Annotated in this window: 18 protein-coding genes; 12 read left to right on the top strand and 6 right to left on the bottom strand. The window is 49.4% G+C overall.

All coding sequences use genetic code 11. The features are described 5' to 3' along the window. Positions 1 to 218: 218 nt before the first annotated feature. On the top strand, positions 219 to 1622 hold the full coding sequence (lpdA, locus tag I0P70_RS19460) for a dihydrolipoyl dehydrogenase (protein ID WP_196120801.1): 1404 nt from the start codon (positions 219 to 221) through the stop codon (positions 1620 to 1622). 172 nt (positions 1623 to 1794) lie between these two features. Here lpdA and I0P70_RS19455 read toward each other — a convergent pair whose 3' ends face one another. Further along, positions 1795 to 2010 carry a hypothetical protein gene (locus I0P70_RS19455; protein WP_196120800.1) on the bottom strand — a complete coding sequence of 72 codons (216 nt, stop codon included), beginning with the start codon at positions 2008 to 2010 and terminating at the stop codon, positions 1795 to 1797. A gap of 48 nt (positions 2011 to 2058) precedes the next feature. Here I0P70_RS19455 and I0P70_RS19450 point away from each other — a divergent pair, with 48 nt between their 5' ends. Further along, the gene (locus I0P70_RS19450) at positions 2059 to 2847 is read left to right on the top strand and encodes a pentapeptide repeat-containing protein (protein ID WP_196120799.1); all 789 of its coding nucleotides are present in this window, start codon (positions 2059 to 2061) and stop codon (positions 2845 to 2847) included. 16 nt (positions 2848 to 2863) lie between these two features. Here I0P70_RS19450 and I0P70_RS19445 read toward each other — a convergent pair whose 3' ends face one another. Continuing rightward, complete coding sequence (locus tag I0P70_RS19445) at positions 2864 to 3427, bottom strand: hypothetical protein (RefSeq protein WP_196120798.1); 564 nt, start codon at positions 3425 to 3427, stop codon at positions 2864 to 2866. A 309-nt stretch (positions 3428 to 3736) separates the two neighbouring features. Here I0P70_RS19445 and I0P70_RS19440 point away from each other — a divergent pair, with 309 nt between their 5' ends. The 4 genes from I0P70_RS19440 (at position 3737) to I0P70_RS19425 (ending at position 8385) form a co-directional block, all read left to right on the top strand. After that, positions 3737 to 4456: an ABC transporter ATP-binding protein gene (locus I0P70_RS19440; protein ID WP_196120797.1), complete on the top strand. Its 720-nt coding sequence runs from the start codon at positions 3737 to 3739 to the stop codon at positions 4454 to 4456. Positions 4457 to 4501: 45 nt separating this feature from the next. Next, positions 4502 to 5746, top strand: coding sequence for an ABC transporter permease (locus tag I0P70_RS19435; RefSeq protein WP_196120796.1), 1245 nt, complete (start codon positions 4502 to 4504; stop codon positions 5744 to 5746). 247 nt (positions 5747 to 5993) lie between these two features. Beyond that, the gene (locus I0P70_RS19430; protein ID WP_196120795.1) at positions 5994 to 7244 is read left to right on the top strand and encodes an ABC transporter permease; all 1251 of its coding nucleotides are present in this window, start codon (positions 5994 to 5996) and stop codon (positions 7242 to 7244) included. A 43-nt stretch (positions 7245 to 7287) separates the two neighbouring features. Beyond that, complete coding sequence (locus tag I0P70_RS19425; protein ID WP_196120794.1) at positions 7288 to 8385, top strand: efflux RND transporter periplasmic adaptor subunit; 1098 nt, start codon at positions 7288 to 7290, stop codon at positions 8383 to 8385. Between the two features lie 55 nt (positions 8386 to 8440). Here the strand turns inward: I0P70_RS19425 and I0P70_RS19420 are convergent, their stop codons facing one another. Further along, positions 8441 to 9034 carry a membrane-associated protein gene (locus I0P70_RS19420; RefSeq protein ID WP_230392304.1) on the bottom strand — a complete coding sequence of 198 codons (594 nt, stop codon included), beginning with the start codon at positions 9032 to 9034 and terminating at the stop codon, positions 8441 to 8443. A gap of 190 nt (positions 9035 to 9224) precedes the next feature. On the opposite strand from I0P70_RS19420, the gene I0P70_RS19415 reads away from it, so the two are divergent. After that, positions 9225 to 9722 carry a CHRD domain-containing protein gene (locus tag I0P70_RS19415; protein WP_196120793.1) on the top strand — a complete coding sequence of 166 codons (498 nt, stop codon included), beginning with the start codon at positions 9225 to 9227 and terminating at the stop codon, positions 9720 to 9722. Positions 9723 to 9810: 88 nt separating this feature from the next. Continuing rightward, complete coding sequence (locus I0P70_RS19410; protein ID WP_196120792.1) at positions 9811 to 10290, top strand: GNAT family N-acetyltransferase; 480 nt, start codon at positions 9811 to 9813, stop codon at positions 10288 to 10290. Between the two features lie 49 nt (positions 10291 to 10339). Here I0P70_RS19410 and I0P70_RS19405 read toward each other — a convergent pair whose 3' ends face one another. Then, positions 10340 to 10882, bottom strand: a complete 543-nt coding sequence (locus tag I0P70_RS19405) for a DUF4864 domain-containing protein (RefSeq protein ID WP_196120791.1) — start codon at positions 10880 to 10882, stop codon at positions 10340 to 10342. 157 nt (positions 10883 to 11039) lie between these two features. Here I0P70_RS19405 and I0P70_RS19400 point away from each other — a divergent pair, with 157 nt between their 5' ends. The 4 genes from I0P70_RS19400 (at position 11040) to I0P70_RS19385 (ending at position 14444) form a co-directional block, all read left to right on the top strand. Beyond that, complete coding sequence (locus I0P70_RS19400) at positions 11040 to 11831, top strand: phosphatase PAP2 family protein (RefSeq protein ID WP_196120790.1); 792 nt, start codon at positions 11040 to 11042, stop codon at positions 11829 to 11831. Positions 11832 to 11896: 65 nt separating this feature from the next. Then, the gene (locus I0P70_RS19395) at positions 11897 to 13156 is read left to right on the top strand and encodes a zinc dependent phospholipase C family protein (RefSeq protein ID WP_196120789.1); all 1260 of its coding nucleotides are present in this window, start codon (positions 11897 to 11899) and stop codon (positions 13154 to 13156) included. A gap of 256 nt (positions 13157 to 13412) precedes the next feature. Further along, entirely contained in the window at positions 13413 to 13859 is a 447-nt protein-coding gene (locus tag I0P70_RS19390; RefSeq protein ID WP_143732152.1) for a hypothetical protein, read from the top strand. Between the two features lie 138 nt (positions 13860 to 13997). Continuing rightward, positions 13998 to 14444 (top strand): hypothetical protein, encoded by a 447-nt coding sequence (locus I0P70_RS19385; protein WP_196120788.1) that lies wholly within the window; start codon positions 13998 to 14000, stop codon positions 14442 to 14444. Between the two features lie 45 nt (positions 14445 to 14489). Here I0P70_RS19385 and I0P70_RS19380 read toward each other — a convergent pair whose 3' ends face one another. Then, the gene (locus tag I0P70_RS19380) at positions 14490 to 16004 is read right to left on the bottom strand and encodes an HTTM domain-containing protein (protein ID WP_196120787.1); all 1515 of its coding nucleotides are present in this window, start codon (positions 16002 to 16004) and stop codon (positions 14490 to 14492) included. 88 nt (positions 16005 to 16092) lie between these two features. Continuing rightward, entirely contained in the window at positions 16093 to 16671 is a 579-nt protein-coding gene (locus I0P70_RS19375) for a hypothetical protein (RefSeq protein ID WP_196120786.1), read from the bottom strand. Positions 16672 to 16777: the final 106 nt, after the last annotated feature.

Here is a 16777-nt window from a genome sequence, read left to right as displayed (position 1 = left end):
TTTGTTCCTCCTTTTTATGTTACTTAGTTGCAGTATGGCGCGAGCGTCCTCGCTCGTGACTTATATAGTGGGGCCTCTGGCCTATATGGCTGTATCTAAGTTATAAGCTTGCTGGACCAGAGGTCCAACCATAATAGACACGAGCGAGGACGCTCGCGGCATATTAAAAGAAATCAAAAACAGAAACGAGAGTATACCTCTCTTCAAAGTATAGAAAGATGAAATACGACGTTACAGTAATCGGTTCTGGTCCTGGCGGGTATGTGGCAGCTATACGCTGCGCGCAGTTGGGCCTTAAAACCGCTATTATAGAGAAGTATAACGTGCTGGGCGGTACTTGCCTCAACGTAGGCTGTATACCTTCTAAAGCACTTCTTGATTCATCGGAGCATTACCACAATGCGGCGCATACCTTTAAGGAGCACGGCATCGAGCTGAATGACCTGCAGGTGAACATCCAGCAGATGATCAAGCGGAAGGGCGAAGTAGTGAAGTCGAATAACGACGGCATCGCCTTCCTGATGAAGAAGAACAAGATCGACACGTACTATGGTCTGGGTTCATTCGTGAACAAGAACACCATCAAGATCGCAGGTATAGACGGTCAGGAGCAGCAGATCGAGACGGATAAAACCATCATCGCGACGGGTTCTAAGCCGACAGCGCTGCCATTCCTGCCAATCGACAAAAAGCGTATCATCACGTCTACAGAAGCTTTGTCGCTGACGGAGGTTCCGAAGAAAATGATTGTGATCGGTGGCGGTGTGATCGGACTGGAGCTGGGCTCTGTGTATGCGCGCCTGGGTACGAAAGTTCAGGTGATTGAGTACATGGACGCCATCATCCCGACGATGGACCGTGCGCTGGGCAAAGAGCTGCAGCGTGTGCTGAAGAAAACACTCGGCTTCGAGTTCTTCTTCAACCACAAAGTAACCGGCGCTACCAACGAAGGCGAAACAGTGACTGTGACAGCTGAGAACCCGAAAGGCGAAACTGTTACGTTTGATGGTGACTACGTGCTGGTATCAGTGGGTCGCAAGCCATATACCGAAGGACTTGGTCTGGAGAATGCTGGTGTGCAGATGGGTGAGCGCGGTATGATTGCCGTGAACGATCACCTGGAAACCAACGTGCCGGGCATCTACGCGATCGGTGACGTGGTGCGTGGCGCTATGCTGGCTCACAAAGCTGAAGAAGAAGGCGTGTTTGTGGCAGAGACCATTGTAGGACAGAAGCCGCACATCAACTACAACCTGATACCGGGTGTGGTGTATACCTGGCCGGAAGTGGCAGGCGTAGGCTACACTGAAGAGCAATTGAAAGAGCAGGGCCGTGCATATAAAACCGGTTCGTTCCCGTTCAAAGCGTCTGGTCGTGCCAAGGCATCGATGGATACTGACGGTTTCGTGAAGGTGCTGGCTGACAAAGAAACAGACGAAATTTTGGGTATGCATATGATCGGCCCGCGTATCGCTGACCTGATTGCAGAGGCAGTTGTAGCGATGGAGTTCCGTGCTTCGGCTGAGGATATCTCCCGCATGAGCCATGCGCACCCAACCTATACGGAGGCCATTAAAGAGGCTTGTCTGGTAGCGACTGAAAACCGCGCCCTGCACATTTAAGAAGAGTTACGTATCAATTGTAGAAGCAGCATCATCCGAGAAGGGTGGTGCTGCTTTTTTATTACTATATAGTTGGAATAACTATATTTAAATATTTTTCGTTATATTTAAACATGAAAAATTGAAAAAAAATATAATTATGAATGAGCCGCAGCAATCCTTCGACAAAGCATTAAGAATCATGATAGGTCTCGGTGTTCTGCTGCCTTTCCTGGTGGCGAGCTATACCTGTCAGTTGCTCTGTACCAATCTTGTGGAAAAAGCACTTACCTTTTCTGCGGTCTTCCTGTTTGTTTTCCTGATTTTTTGGATTGTGGTTCGCACTGTTGTGCAGTTTCTGGATGAATAAAAAATAATAGCCAGGCAACCTTTCCCGGATATGCTTCATCTAAGGGGTATAAGCTGATGTTCAACTCAATACTTATACCTTAAAACCATGAAAAAATCATTTTTGCTCCTCTTCCTGTTAGCAATTCCTTTCCTAACATGGGCACAAACCCGAGTGAATGCTTCCGAAATCATTGACAAGATAAACCGTGGTGAAGCCGTCACTTACAAGAATGCTGTGATTGTGGGTGTGCTGGATCTAACGACTCTGGACAACATGCGCCTTGAGAAGAAATCTGCTGACGATAAATATAGTACAAGGGAATATCTGAGCACCGTGAAAGTGCCACTAACCTTTGTTGACTGTACTTTCAAAGATGATGTGCTGGCTTACTACAACCCGGATAATCAGGACATCAAGCTATTTAACAGAAAAAACGAGGTGTTCAATACGAATTTCGATAAGGCCGTGCGCTTTGAGAACTGTGTATTTGAAGGGTACAGTGCATTCAAGTACTCAAAATTCAAAGAAGACGTATCATTTGCAGGCAGCCGCTTCCGGCATGAGGCAAACTTCAAGTATAGTAAGTTTTCGAAATCTGCTGATTACAGCAATGTAAAGTTTGAAGAAGAAGCTAACTTTAAATACACCAATTTCCCGCAGACTGCCAGCTTTGACCGTGCTACTTTCAGAAGAGAAGCAAACTTCAAGTACACAAAGTTCAGCCAGGACGCCAACTTCAGACAAGCGAACTTCAGAGGCTTGGCTAACTTTAAGTACACCAAGGTAGGCAACAACCTGGACTTTCAGAGAACCGAGTTTAATGGGGAGGAAGACTTTAAGTACACTCAAGTCAACAACCGAAAAGTATCAAGAGCGGATCTGGTGAATAACTAGAAGTTTCTTACATCTGTTAGCGGGCCTTGAGCAACAGCAACAAGTTGTGCAGCAAGCTTTGAGGCAGGAATAGCGGCACTGGAGGCAAGTTGAGCCATTGCTGGCGTACCCGATTGATCATTTGAAGGTCTGGTGGCTGCTGATTACCCAGTGCCGCAATGTTGACTGCAATGGCTGTCTTGAGGGTGTTGGCCTTAACCCGGATCGTGTGCTGGCTATACCTTGCTGGATGCAGGTGCACATGCCTTCCTTCTACAACTCCCCATCGCAATACCCAACTACTTTCGTCGGACAAGGTAATAACCCTATAGTCAGCCTCACTACTTGATAAGTAAGTCTGGAAAGCTTCTGGCTCCAGGATCTGGTGCTTTTGCAGGTATAGGATAGTCTCGTGAGCAATTTGTTGAGTCGATAACTCACCCAGGTACAGGTCGAGCTGTGAGCTACCTATCGTTTTGAGCTGAGCGACAAGTGTTGTCTCCTCCGCAGTTGCCTGCTTCTTTATAAACTCCCGGATATAACCCAAGTGATGCTTGAGTGGATGGAAGAGGATAGGCGCAGGTATATCCGTATATCGCATAGCTCTTCTACGCAAAGAGAGCTTGGTCGGCAAAATATTTACCATAGCTCAGGCAACCTACCAGCCGTCTTTTTCATCTTTATGATGAGCACGGCAAAATAGTCGTGTATTGAGTTTCGTTTTAACTTAAATAAGAGCAAAGGAGACTAAAGCTTGCCTGCTGAACTGTAATTGGTTGATAGATAAACTATACCTGTCAATCGATATAATGTCGCTGTAGGTATAAGTTTTGGAAAACTTAACACTATATAGAGCACTTTGCAAAGCAATTACTTGTAATTTATTTGCCACCATTTTCGTCTGCCGCCTATGATACAGTTGGAAAATATACACAAATACTATGCGGTAGGGCACAACAAACTGCATGTGCTCAAAGGAATCGACATGCACATAGAAGAGGGGGAGCTGGTCTCGATCATGGGTTCTTCCGGCTCCGGCAAATCCACTTTGCTCAACATCCTCGGCATTCTCGATGACTACGACAGCGGCAGCTATACCTTGGCGGGCACGCCTATCCGAAACTTGTCGGCTGCAAAGGCGGCTTATTACCGCAATAAGTTTCTAGGCTTTGTGTTCCAGTCCTTCAATCTGCTCTCTTTCAAAAACGCAATGGAGAACGTGGCCTTGCCACTTTATTACCAGAATGTAGGACGCAAACAGCGCAACAAACTGGCACTGGAGTACCTCGACATGGTAGGCCTGAAAGACTGGGCGGAGCATTCCCCTAACGAAATGTCGGGTGGTCAGAAACAACGCGTAGCTATTGCCAGAGCACTTATTTCGCAGCCCAAACTGATCCTGGCCGACGAACCGACAGGTGCTCTTGATACACAAACTTCCTACGACGTGATGGACATCTTCAAAGATGTAAACAGCAAAGGGATGACGGTGGTCATCGTAACGCACGAAAACGACATTGCTGCCCAGACGCATCGTGTGATTCGGCTCAAAGACGGCCTGATCGTGCACAATGACCATAGCGCAGAAGAAGCCATACTCGCAGCAGAGGCGGTAGCCGCTAAAAGCTAAGCCTGACGACCAGCATTCAATAATTAACAACCAGCAATCCAAAATATGTTTGACCTAGACAAATGGCAGGAGATACTTGGGACGATGCAGAAAAACAAGCTGCGCACGTTCCTGACCGCCTTTGGCGTGTTCTGGGGCATCTTTATGCTGGTGCTTTTGCTGGGCGCTGGCAAGGGGCTGGAGAATGGCGTGTACAACCGCTTCGGGGCTGGAGCCAAGAACAGCATCTACTTATGGACTGGCAAGACCGCGTTGGCGCACAAAGGCATGTCACCGGGGCGTGAGATTAAGCTGACCAATCAGGATATAGCGTCGGTGCACCGCGATGTGGATAACGTGCAGATTCTCTCGCCCCGCAATCGGGTGCTGGGTGAGTTCACCATCAACTACAAAACCAAGAACGGCTCTTACCAGGTGTTTGGTGCTGAGCCGGGCTTTCTGAAAATAAACGGCGAGATACCCTTCAGAGGTCGCTTGCTCAACGAAATTGACGAGCGCGAGAAGCGCAAAGTCGTTGTGATCGGCGACCAAGTAAGCAAAGTGCTGTTCGGGGAAGGCGATCCGGTGGGCGAGTATGTCAACATCAAAGGAATACATTTTAAAGTGGTGGGCACTTTTAAGATGCGCGGCAATAACAGTAGTCGTCGCGAAGAACGGGCCTACGTGCCTTTCTCGACGCTGCAGGGCGCTTTTAACCAGCCTAACCAAGTACATATGATGGCGCTGGTGGCAGAGCCCGGTGTGAGTGCCAAAGACATGGAAGGCCGCTTGCGCAATTTGCTGGCCGAGCGCCACAAGTTCTCCAGCGAGGACAAAATGGCTATTGGGGTAGAGAATACCGAAGCAGAATTCCTGAAAGTGATGGGACTCTTCAATGGCATCAAAATATTTGTCTGGATAGTGGGAATAGGCACCCTGATTGCCGGCATCGTGGGCGTGAGCAACATCATGCTGATCATCGTGAAGGAGCGCACCCGCGAGATCGGTGTACGCAAGGCGCTGGGCGCAACACCGTTCTCTATTGTGAGCCTCATTCTGCAGGAGTCAGTAGTGATAACGGCCTTTTCGGGTTATTTAGGCTTGTTGGCAGGCACTGGTGTGCTCGCTGGTCTGGAATACCTGATGGAATCGTCGGGGGCAGAAGCGCCCTTCTTCGCCAACCCCGAGGTAGATCCAGGTGTGGCGCTGGCGGCCACCTTGGTACTGGTAATCTCTGGAGCTTTAGCCGGTTTGATGCCTGCCTTGAAAGCAGCCAGAATCAAACCGATAGAGGCGCTAAGGGCGGATTAAATCTGTGAGTGAGCGATTGAGTGATTTTCATATTTGACTCACTAAGTGGTTAAATGGAGATAAGACTATAGAACCGGTTATTTATTCATTTAGTAAATCATGAGCATAATCACTGCTTAACAAAGACTTTCAGAATCAATAAATCAATAATCAACAGAACAGCTTTTCACGGAAAACTTACTAATTCAATCAATTAAGGAATAGACAATCACACATTCGCTAAATCATTCATTCACTCAATAAAAATATGATCGACATTGATAAATGGACCGAGATTTATAACACCGTAAAGAAGCACAAGCTGCGTACGGCGCTGACGGCTTTTGGGGTGTTCTGGGGCATTTTCATGTTGGTGCTGTTGCTGGGTGCGGGCAAAGGGCTGGAGAAAGGGATTACCTCTGAATTTAATGTGGCCAAGAATGCGGTGTTCGTATGGACGCAGCGCACGAGTGTGCCTTACATGGGCTTGAAAGCAGGCCGCTTTATCCAGATGACCAACGATGATATAGATGCCATTCGGACATTTGTGCCGGAGGTGGATGTAATCGCACCGAGTAACCAAGTGCGCGGCAGCTTCTCGGTGGTATACGGCACCAAGAGCTCTTCCTTTACCGTGAATGGCGAAACGCCGGAGGTACTGCAGGTGAAGCCGACAAATGTCATGAGTGGTCGCTTTATTAATCAAAAAGACGTAAATGAGCGCCGCAAAGTGGCGGTGGTGGGGCCGCGTACCCTGGAGCTTTTGTTTGGGGAGGGCGAAGACCCGATTGGCAAGTACATCAGCATCAAAGGCATTTACTTTCAAGTGGTGGGTACTTTCAAGCCGCTCGGTAAAGACGAAGATGTGGTGCAGGACGCGCAGACCATTTTTATACCGAACACCACCTTGCAGCAGGCCTTTAATCAGCCTAATCAGGTGAACTTCTTCGCCATGACACCCAAACCCGGTGTGCCAGCCGCAGTGGTAGAGGAGAAAGTGAAAGCCCTGCTGATGAAACGGCACAAAGTGGCCCCGACCGACCTTAAGGCTTTTGGTTCGGCCAACGTGGAGAAAGAGTTTCAGGATGTGCAGGGGCTGTTTGCAGGTATAGCGGGCTTTAGCTGGCTGGTGAGCATCGGCACTATCATCGCGGGTATCATCGGGGTGGGCAACATCATGCTGATCGTGGTGAAGGAGCGGACGAAGGAAATCGGTATACGCAAGGCACTCGGCGCTACGCCGCTTTCCATTGTAAGCCTGATCATACAGGAATCCATCGTGATCACGGGCTTTGCCGGTTATATAGGTTTGCTGGCTGGGACGGGGCTCATCGCGACCATCGAAGGCTTTATGGTGGATAACAATGTACAGGCTGGCTTCTTCGGTCCGCCGGAGGTGAACCCGACCGTGGCTGTGACCGCGACAATACTACTGGTGGTAGCCGGTGCATTGGCCGGGCTTATACCTGCTACCAAGGCAGCCCGAGTGAATCCGGTCGTGGCCCTGCAGGAAGAGTAATTTTAAGCATCGAATAACAAAGAACATAATTGAGTATAGCACTATGAAAAAGGTTTTTATCGGACTGTTCGTGATTGTCATGCTGGCCTTATCTGTTTGGCTGGGCCGGTACTTCTACAACAAGGCCAACACCGACCCGATCGTGTACAAAACGGAAGAGCCCTTCGAAGCAGACATCGTGAAAAAGACGGTGGCCACGGGCTCCATCGTGCCACGAAAAGAGGTAGAAGTGAAGTCGCAGGTGTCGGGTATTGTGGAGGAGCTGTACGTGGAGGCCGGGCAGATCGTCAAGCAGGGGCAGCTACTGGCTAAGATCAAGATTGTGCCGAACATCGTGAACGTGAACAACGCCCAGAATACACTGGAGACCGCCCGCATCAACTTCGAGGAGGCCAAGCGCGAACTGGCCCGTCACGAGCAGCTCTACGAGCAAAAGGTGATTGCCGAACAGGAGTTCCGCCGCTTTAAATCAGACTATGACCTGAAGCGCGAAGCCCTGCAGTCAGCGGAGAGCAACCTGCAACTGGTGCGTGAAGGTGCTTCCAAGCGTAGTGGACAGGCCTCTAACCTGGTATACTCCACCATCGATGGTATGCTGCTGGATGTGCCGGTGAAAGTGGGTACTTCCATCATTGAGCGCAACAACTTCAACGAGGGTACAACCATCGCCTCGGTAGCCGATATGCGCAGCCTGATCTTTGAGGGCAAGATAGACGAGTCGGAAGTAGGCAAGCTGAAAGAGGGTATGGACCTGATGCTGACCATCGGCGCTATTGAAGGCCGCGTGTTCAATGCCGAGCTCGAGTACATCGCTCCGAAAGGCGTGCTGGAAGAAGGCTCTATCAAATTCCCGATTCGTGCCAAGGTGTTGCTCGACGAGAAAGATTTCATCCGGGCAGGGTATAGCGCCAATGCCGACATTGTGCTCGACAAGCGAGAAAACGTAATGGCGGTGAAGGAAAGCCTGCTGAAGTTTGAGAAAGATAAGTCGTTTGTTGAAGTAGAGACTGCTCCGCAGGTGTTTGAGAAACGTGAAGTGAAAACCGGTCTGTCAGACGGGATCAACATTGAAGTGGTGTCCGGCCTGAAGACTTCGGAGAAGGTAAAAGTGCCGGATGCGAACGCTACGCAGAATATTTAATTGTTTGTTTAAGGTGAGTAAAAAAAGCGGGTTATACCCGCTTTTTTTATGCGCTCTAATTAAACAGCCACTGCAAGATGAAGTGTGAAGGTAGAAAGATGCAGAGCGGGAAGAACAGCATGGCCAGCACAAAGTACAGGCCGCTAGGTATAGCTTGCTGTGGTTCATTGCCCGGTCCGAATACCCAGTTCACATTCTCTTTGGGGTCAGTGAGGAGATAAGTAAGTGGCAGCACGATCCACGCCAGCACCGTTTGGTACCAGATGGCGCGGGTATCATAGCCCCACTCGATCAATAGCCAGATCACAATAGCTGGCAGAAAGACATGAAACAGAGACAGACCTCTCAGAAACAGGCTTTTGTCAGGGTGAAACATGTAATCACTCAGGCCTAGCAGCTCCCTGCCTGTGAGCAGGCGACCAAAATAATCCACATTCCAGACAAGCTCCAGTCCCAATACGCCCACGGCCATCATACTCAGCAAAAGATGGTTCTCCGTCCAGAGCACGATGCCCACCGAGAACAGCGCCACATCCGAGAACCAAAGAAAGTTGCCTGGCCCGTAGTGCTTCCAATAAACTGGTACCAATACCAGCAGAAACAAGGTATAGGCGATCGGTAACCAGAGTGGAATGGTCTCAGGAGTCATGATGTAAGATTCGGTTTCACATTTATACCCCAAAAGACTGGAAAGGATCAGGTATAGCACATTCACCCATCAGGCTTATTCGATGGGCCACCTTATACTCCACTAAATATCACTCAACAGTTAACAATTGGCGACAAGACAAGTAAAATAATATAAGGATTTGATTTATAACGATTTGATTTTAAGATTTATGGAATACCAAGATATAAATATCAGGAGGGTAATGTTCTATTGTTTGGTGCTGTTGAGTGGCTTTGCCTATGCCTGCGATGACGAAGATGATATAGATGACATGCTCGAGAGTGAAATAGAATTCACAAACGTAGAGCTGACCGGTGAAAATGAAGTGCCGGCTGTTGCCACAAGCGGATCAGGTTCACTTACGGCTACCTACGATCGGAGCACCCGGATTCTGACATACAATTTCAGCTGGACACTCGGTGATGCCGGCGACAACACAGTGGGTATTCATTTCCACGGCCCTGCCCTTGCCACCGAGAATGCTCCCGTTGTGATACCGATTGAAAACCACACAAGCAGCTATACTGGCTCCGTAACAGGTACCACCAGGGAGCTCACTCAAACAGAGGAAGAGCAGTTGCTTGATGGCAGGTGGTACCTGAACATCCACAGTAGCACCTATCCGGACGGAGAACTGCGAGGACAGCTACTACGCGGTGAAAACTAGCAGGCAGTATTGCCGGTGAGGATTATGTTCAGCCTGTTTGACAATAAGGCAGGTATAGGTGTACCTTTGTGGCAAATTAGAATACCCTATGCACTTGGCTACTACTGAAGCTACCGTTAAGATACTTGATTTTGAACCCCAATACGCTGCTGCGTTCCGGGCCCTGAACGAAGAGTGGATCACCCGCTATTTTGTGATGGAGGATGCCGACCATAAGTCTCTTGGTAATCCGCAAAGCTACATTATAGACAAGGGAGGCTTTATTTTGATGGCGAGCCACCAAGGCAAGATCGTAGGGACCTGTGCGCTGATCAACGATGGCGATGGGGTATACGAACTGGCTAAAATGGCGGTGACACCCAAGGCGCAGGGACTGAAGATCGGGAAACTCTTAGGAGAGGCGGCTATACAGAAGGCCCGTGAAGTCGGAGCCCGCATGGTATACCTGGTGTCAAACAGGAGACTTGAGACAGCGCTGAACCTGTACCGTCGGCTGGGATTTGTGGAAGTACCGATGCCACCCAGCATCTACGAGCGTGCGGACATCAAAATGGAATTGCCTCTTTAAGAATCTGTGGAAGTTGCTTAGGTATAAGCCTGCAGCAGGTATAGCTGTTTTAAATCAGACTGGTCTGGCGGTTTGAGTCCTGCCTGGCGACGCCCACTGTCATCCAGCAGCCTTTGTATATGCCTTTTCGTTGCTTTGCTAATATGAACAGGTAAGGAACTTGCTCTCCGCTTGAGCCCTTGATAACGACAAGTTGATAGGCCGTGTCATCGGTTATCACCATTTTGCCGGTTTTGTATGAAACAAAGTTGAGCATGGGGCTGTAGGCAGGGTCGCGCACCATCATCCGGAAATGGTTGAGTGGTCCTAAACTTACCCGACTGGTTGGCGATGAGAAATTAAAAACTGTGATAATACCGCTGTCGGTGATATCGTTTCGCTGCAGGGCGTGTAGCTGTATTTTGATAACCTGACGAGGAGAAAGTGTCTTAGAGGGCTTCAGAAAGCGGGCTTTTGAGTTCATGACCGTCCTGGCTTCGTCCGAGGTGTAGCGTACATGGTCTTCCGCATTCATCTCGGGCATAGCCGGAAACTGCACCCACAGCAATACCAGCAAAATAACCCCTACACCGAGCAGGAGTTTGTCGTACATATTTTCAAACCCTCTCATATTAAATATGTACTTTATATAGAGCTAATAAGTTGTTAATAAATCATTTTGCCATGTAAACAGCTCTTTTTTAAGGGTAAATGGCCTGCGGGACATATAAAATTGAGAAGATTGCGTATAAGAGTTGGATTTTTCCTGTATGAACCATTTTCTGACACATCTTTTTCAATCTACACGTGGCTGGCTTGCCAGGCAACCGCTGGTGCAGCGGCTGTTTCATCGGTTTCCCGGGCTTTTCCGCTTTCTGCTCCGCCGCTTCGACACTACCACTTTCATTGGCTTGCCCCTGACCATCCTGTTGTTGGTTATAGCGGTCAACGCGGCGTTGCTCTCACAACTAACTGAAGATGTGGTGGAGTCAGAGGGGGTGGTGCACCTTGACAAAGCCTTTACAGCTTTTCTCTACAGCATGCGCAGCGAGTGGCTGAGCCATACCTTTTATGCATTTACCCAACTAGGCACACGGGAGGCAGTCTTTGCCATCGGGGGGCTGGCTACGATTGTATTCCTATACAACCGGCGCTACACAGCGGTATTGGCTTTCTGGCTTACCATGGCCGGGGTGGGGCTATCGGTGCAGTATGGCAAGAAGTTTATCAGCCGCGATCGCCCTACTGAGGTGGCTTTCTATCCGGAGCATAACTTTTCTTTCCCAAGCGGACATGCTACCACAAGTATGGCGCTGTGGGGCATACTGGCCTACTTTGGCTATCGCCACCTGCACCAGCGGCGCTTGCGCAACGCAGTGCTGGCTGGAGCAGGAGCTTTGATCTTACTGGTAGGGTTCAGCAGGATTTACTTAGGGGTGCACTTCCTGTCGGATGTCTTGGCGGGCTTTCTGTTAGGGGCCATGTGGGTGCTCTTAGGGATAAGCATCGTGGAGGTGATGAGTTACCTCAGGACCCGCAAAAAGCTACGGGCCTCCACCTAAATATAGTCTGTGTGCTATCTCTTGTGCCATCTTCTGCGTACAACACCTGACGCATACCCACTGTTATGAACTACAGCACTCTGACAAGGCTGAGCTCTCTGGCCCTTTTGCTATACCTGTTGCTGACAGCAACTACCGCCCGCGCCTATGGCGTGCTCACGCACCAGGCCATTATTGATGCCGCCTGGAAGGACTCTATTAAGCCTCTGCTGCGCAAGCGTTTTCCCAATGCCACCGACGAAGACCTGCAGAAAGCCCACGCGCATGCCTATGGAGGCTCCATTGTGCAGGATATGGGCTATTTCCCTTTTGGCAACACATTCTTCACAGACCTGACCCACTACGTGCGCAGTGGCGCTTTTGTCGAGAATCTTATAAAGTCGGCTACTACTATAGAGGAGTACGGTTTCGCGCTGGGAGCGCTGTCGCATTACAATGCTGACATACACGGGCATCCGCTGGGCACGAACAAGGCAGTGGCACTGGTATACCCAAAGGTTAAAGCTGAGCATGGGCAGGAAGTGACCTACGCCGAAGATCCTGCATCGCATATCAAAACTGAGTTTGGCTTTGATGTGTTGCAGGTAGCCCGGGGCAACTATGCACCCGACGAATACCAGTCATTCATTGGATTTAAAGTTTCAAAAGAACTGCTGGAGCGTGCCTTCCTGGAAACGTATGGGCTTGAGCTGAACGATGTGTTTATGAACGTGCCACTGGCGATTGGGACTTACCGCTATACCATCCGTGGCCTGATACCCGATTTGACCAAAGCAGCCTGGCAGGCCAAGAAGAGTGACATACAGGAAGCCAGGCCGGGTATGACCCGCCGCAAGTTTCATTACCATATGAAGCGGTCGAATTTCAACCAGGCCTGGGGCACAGATTACGAACGGCCCAACATTTTCGCCCGTTTCATTGCCTGGGTCATCAAAGTGCTTCCCAAAGTAGGACCTTTCCGGACACTCGCCTTTAAACCGCCTACACCTGAGGCCGAGGAAATTTTCTACCACAGCTTTAACGCCACTGTCGAAAATTACACAAAGCTTATAAAGCAGCTCAGGCAACAGGGCCAGCTTAAACTCGACAATATGCAGCTTGATACAGGAGAGCCAACAAAGCCCGGCGGCTACAAGCTCACGGACGAGACGTATGCTGAGCTATTGCAAAAACTTGCTAAGACTGAATTCAAGCAAACAAGTCCTGCTCTGCGACATGATATCCTCCAGTTTTACCAACCCCGAAAAGCGATGCAGGAAGTAGAGGAGGACGAGCGTCCTGAATTAAAAGAAGCCCTCCTGAAACTAAGAGCGCATCAGTTGTAGAGCATAAGCAGCCCCAGTGTGGGTATAGCCCATGACGCAACCAGCTCGGAAATCTACTGCCCTTGGTCACTCGCCTGGACGCTGATGAGCATATATGATTATAGCGGGCCGGACTTGTGCGCATTAGAGAATATGAGAGGCAATTGCAACCCTGCACCCCAAAAACCGATACATATAAGTCTGATACCCTGTCTGAACAGGCTACGTGCAGTTGTATGCCAGGGTACATATGTGTTTAATTAAAAGAAACTTACCTATGGAAAACAAAACGAATAAGAATTCGCAATCGAATCAGAATCCAACAGCTCAGAGCAGCTCACAATCAAATACTTCGAACATGGGCTCAAGCCAGTCATCAGCTTCAAACGCTATCAGTGGCAACCAGTCCTCTGCCAGAAACTCATCTGGAAATAGCCAGTCGGCTTCTTCAGGCAAGTCGAATTGGAAAGATACATTCAAGAAAGAGAACTTGGATAACCTGACAGGCAAGCTGCAGGAATTTGGCAACAGCACCATGAACAAAGTAAATGGGCTGAGCACTACTCAAAAGGTAGTAGGCGGCTCTTTGCTGGCACTGGGTGCAGGCTGGGTAGCCATGAACTCGATGAACAAAAATAAATCAGGTAAAATGGGCTCTAAAATAGCGAGCGCCCAGGAGAAGCTGAAGAAAAATCTGAATAAGAATCTGGGAAGCAATAGATAATTGCTCCAGTTACAAAACTATATGGCAAAAAGCCGGGTAATCAGCCCGGCTTTTTGTTTCGTATAGGTATAGCAGACACGCAAATCTTGCGTATAGCAACAAAACTGACCTTAATAACTCTATGAAGAAGCGAATACTATGGAAGTAAGTAAAGCACTGGTAAGCGGACTGGCAGGGGCCGTTGCCATAACAATCGCACATGAAACCCTGCGCCGGCTCGTACCTGAAGCACCCCGTATGGACGTACTCGGAATGCGGGCCATTTCGAAAACAATGAAGAAAGCAGGGGCGCAACCACCTGAAAGCAGTTCCCTGCGGGCCTGGGCCATGTTAGGTGATATCGTCTCCAATTCTATCTATTACAGCTTTGCCGGCGTTGGCAAAGATGCCTGGCTGCGTGGCGGTCTGCTAGGGGCCGGAGCCGGAGCGGGCGCCGTACTGCTGCCCGGGCCCATGGGTTTAGGCACTGACCCGAGCAATCGCACCAACAGCACGCGTGTGATGACTGTGGGGCTATACCTGATGGGAGGCCTGGTAGCCGCTGCCGTGGGTAGCGCGCTCGCCTGCGATGATGATAATTGCTGATAGCTGCATTCGGATTTTATTTTGTGCTCTGTAATTGTGACTGGTTTACTCTGGTAAATTGGCGCAGGTACAGAGCACTTCTCTTTGAGGAGTTACGTGCTGATAGTCGGGTAAGGTATACTCTTTCATATACACTACCTGCAGTTCTTTTATAGGGTTGCCTGGGTGCGCCTCGTTCCAGCGACGCACCAGGTAGTTGCAGTAGTAGGGCCTCAGAAACGCATAATGAACAAACAAGTAGTTTTCGGAGTACTTGCGCCAGCGATCATTTTTAAACATGCTCACAACAGAGGCCGGCTTAGCATAGTCTGCCTCTTTCCCTTCACGGTTCAGGTCGATTAACTGACCACGTTCTGTATGACCTTCCAATACATACCAGCCGTCGTCCTTGAAAACAGCGGGTGCAAACATGCCCCAGCGTTGGTCTACACGCAGTAGGTTGCCAAACCAGGTTGTTGAGTCGGGCATAGCGGGTACCCGCGCAGTAGCTCCTGACAGATTCCACCAGATGCAGTAGATCAGCACAAAAGTCACGAAGCCTTCCCGGGCGTACCGCAGCTGGTTTTTAGTAAGCAGCGGCTTTTGCAGGCTAATCTGTAGCCTTAGCTGAGCCGGGCTTCTAAAACCTTTGAATATGCGCTGAAACTGGCCTGATAATGGTCTCCTGAAAGATGTGAGTAGTTTTCTCTCCGCCCAATTCATGGCCTGAGGAGGAAGGAGACCAGAAATTGAGGCAATATTAATGAGGTAGAACAAGCCTACAAACAGCGTCAGGCTGATGCCGATATGAAACATAAACAACACCCCCACCACAATGAGCCGCCATACGTGATTATAAAAAGGAATCAGCAGGAGGAAGGGCAGCAGCAACTCGGTATACCAGGTCGTGAGCGTCAGGAACCGGAGCAGCTCAGGGTATGGGTATATGAGTCTGCCTACTGGCATCAGGATCTGGTCGAGGCTCAGGGCATAGTAGAGTGCGGTGCCATCCAGGTTCCATTCCGGTGAACTTTTGAGCAGGGCAGTGCAGAAGTATACCAGGAAGATCTGTAGGATGTAAGCAGCTGTAGCCGCGCTAAAGTAAGTAGTTTGGAGTGGTTCCGGTTTTTGGGCTTTAGCTGCATCATAGCTGTAGAATTTCCCCCATGGCAGAAACATCCCCCAGAAGAGCAGCATACGCAGCAGGTCATCGCCTCCCTGTGCAATGAAGGTGTTCCGGTTTTGGAGCGATACAAGCAGAATCCAGCTGACAATAGAAGCGGTGCGGGTCTTGTAGCCGAGCAGGAGGAAAATAGCGAACACGGCTGCGATCAGGAAAAGCACGACCTGCACTTGCCAAAGTCCACTTAGGGTATGGAAGGAAAAGTGGTACGGATGCCAGCCAAATTGATGCAGTACATGCAAGGGCAGTACGCCCATGTTGGAATAGTGCGCTTCGAGGTCTGTTGCACGTATAGCGAGGTCGGTTAAGATAATACCGGCTACCCATATGCGCATGACTGCCAGGGCCCGAAGGTCAACTGTAAAAACACGTCGCAGGTATTGCTGCAGCTGATGCATGTTTTAATAAGGGGTTTAGTTTAAAAACAAAAAGGCAAAACCCGGTCTGGTGCTTGCCTTTTTGCTTATAGATACCTGAGTATAATTCCTATCTAGGAGAAGTACCCATAGTAGTTGTTCCAGTTGTTGTACCAGTCGTGGTTCCAGTGGTCGTACCAGTTGTAGTACCCGTGGTAGTACCAGTTGTAGTACCCGTGGTAGTACCAGTTGTGGTGCCCGTGGTAGTACCAGTTGTGGTGCCGGTGGTAGTTCCGGTAGTAGTACCAGTGGTCGTGCCTGTAGTAGTTCCGGTAGTTGTACCTGTTGTGGTACCTGTAGTTGTTCCGGTTGTAGTACCTGTAGTCGTTCCGGTAGTGGTACCAGTCGTAGTACCAGTGGTTGTGCCGGTAGTCGTACCAGTTGTAGTGCCAGTTGTTGTACCCGTAGTAGTACCGGTCGTGGTTCCAGTGGTCGTTCCGGTAGTTGTACCTGTGGTAGTTCCCGTAGTAGTACCGGTTGTGGTTCCCGTAGTAGTACCAGTTGTGGTTCCCGTAGTTGAACCAGTTGTTGTACCATACACATCGGTATCTGTTGAATCAGTACCGGTAGTCGTTGTGTCTGCACACCCTGTCATTACCGTCGCTGCTACAAATGAAAGAGCGAGAATGTTTACAAATGTCTTTTTCATAGTCCTTATTGTTTGTAATACTGTAAAAATTAGATTTCAGTATCCTGTTTACGGAACTATGGCTATTTGGATAGTTTTTTTGTGGAAATACACTAGCCAAATCCTG

This window comes from Pontibacter sp. FD36 (genome assembly GCF_015686655.1).
Classification (GTDB): domain Bacteria; phylum Bacteroidota; class Bacteroidia; order Cytophagales; family Hymenobacteraceae; genus Pontibacter.
Note: the sequence above shows the minus strand (reverse complement) of the source record. Positions and strands in the feature narration are given on the sequence as shown.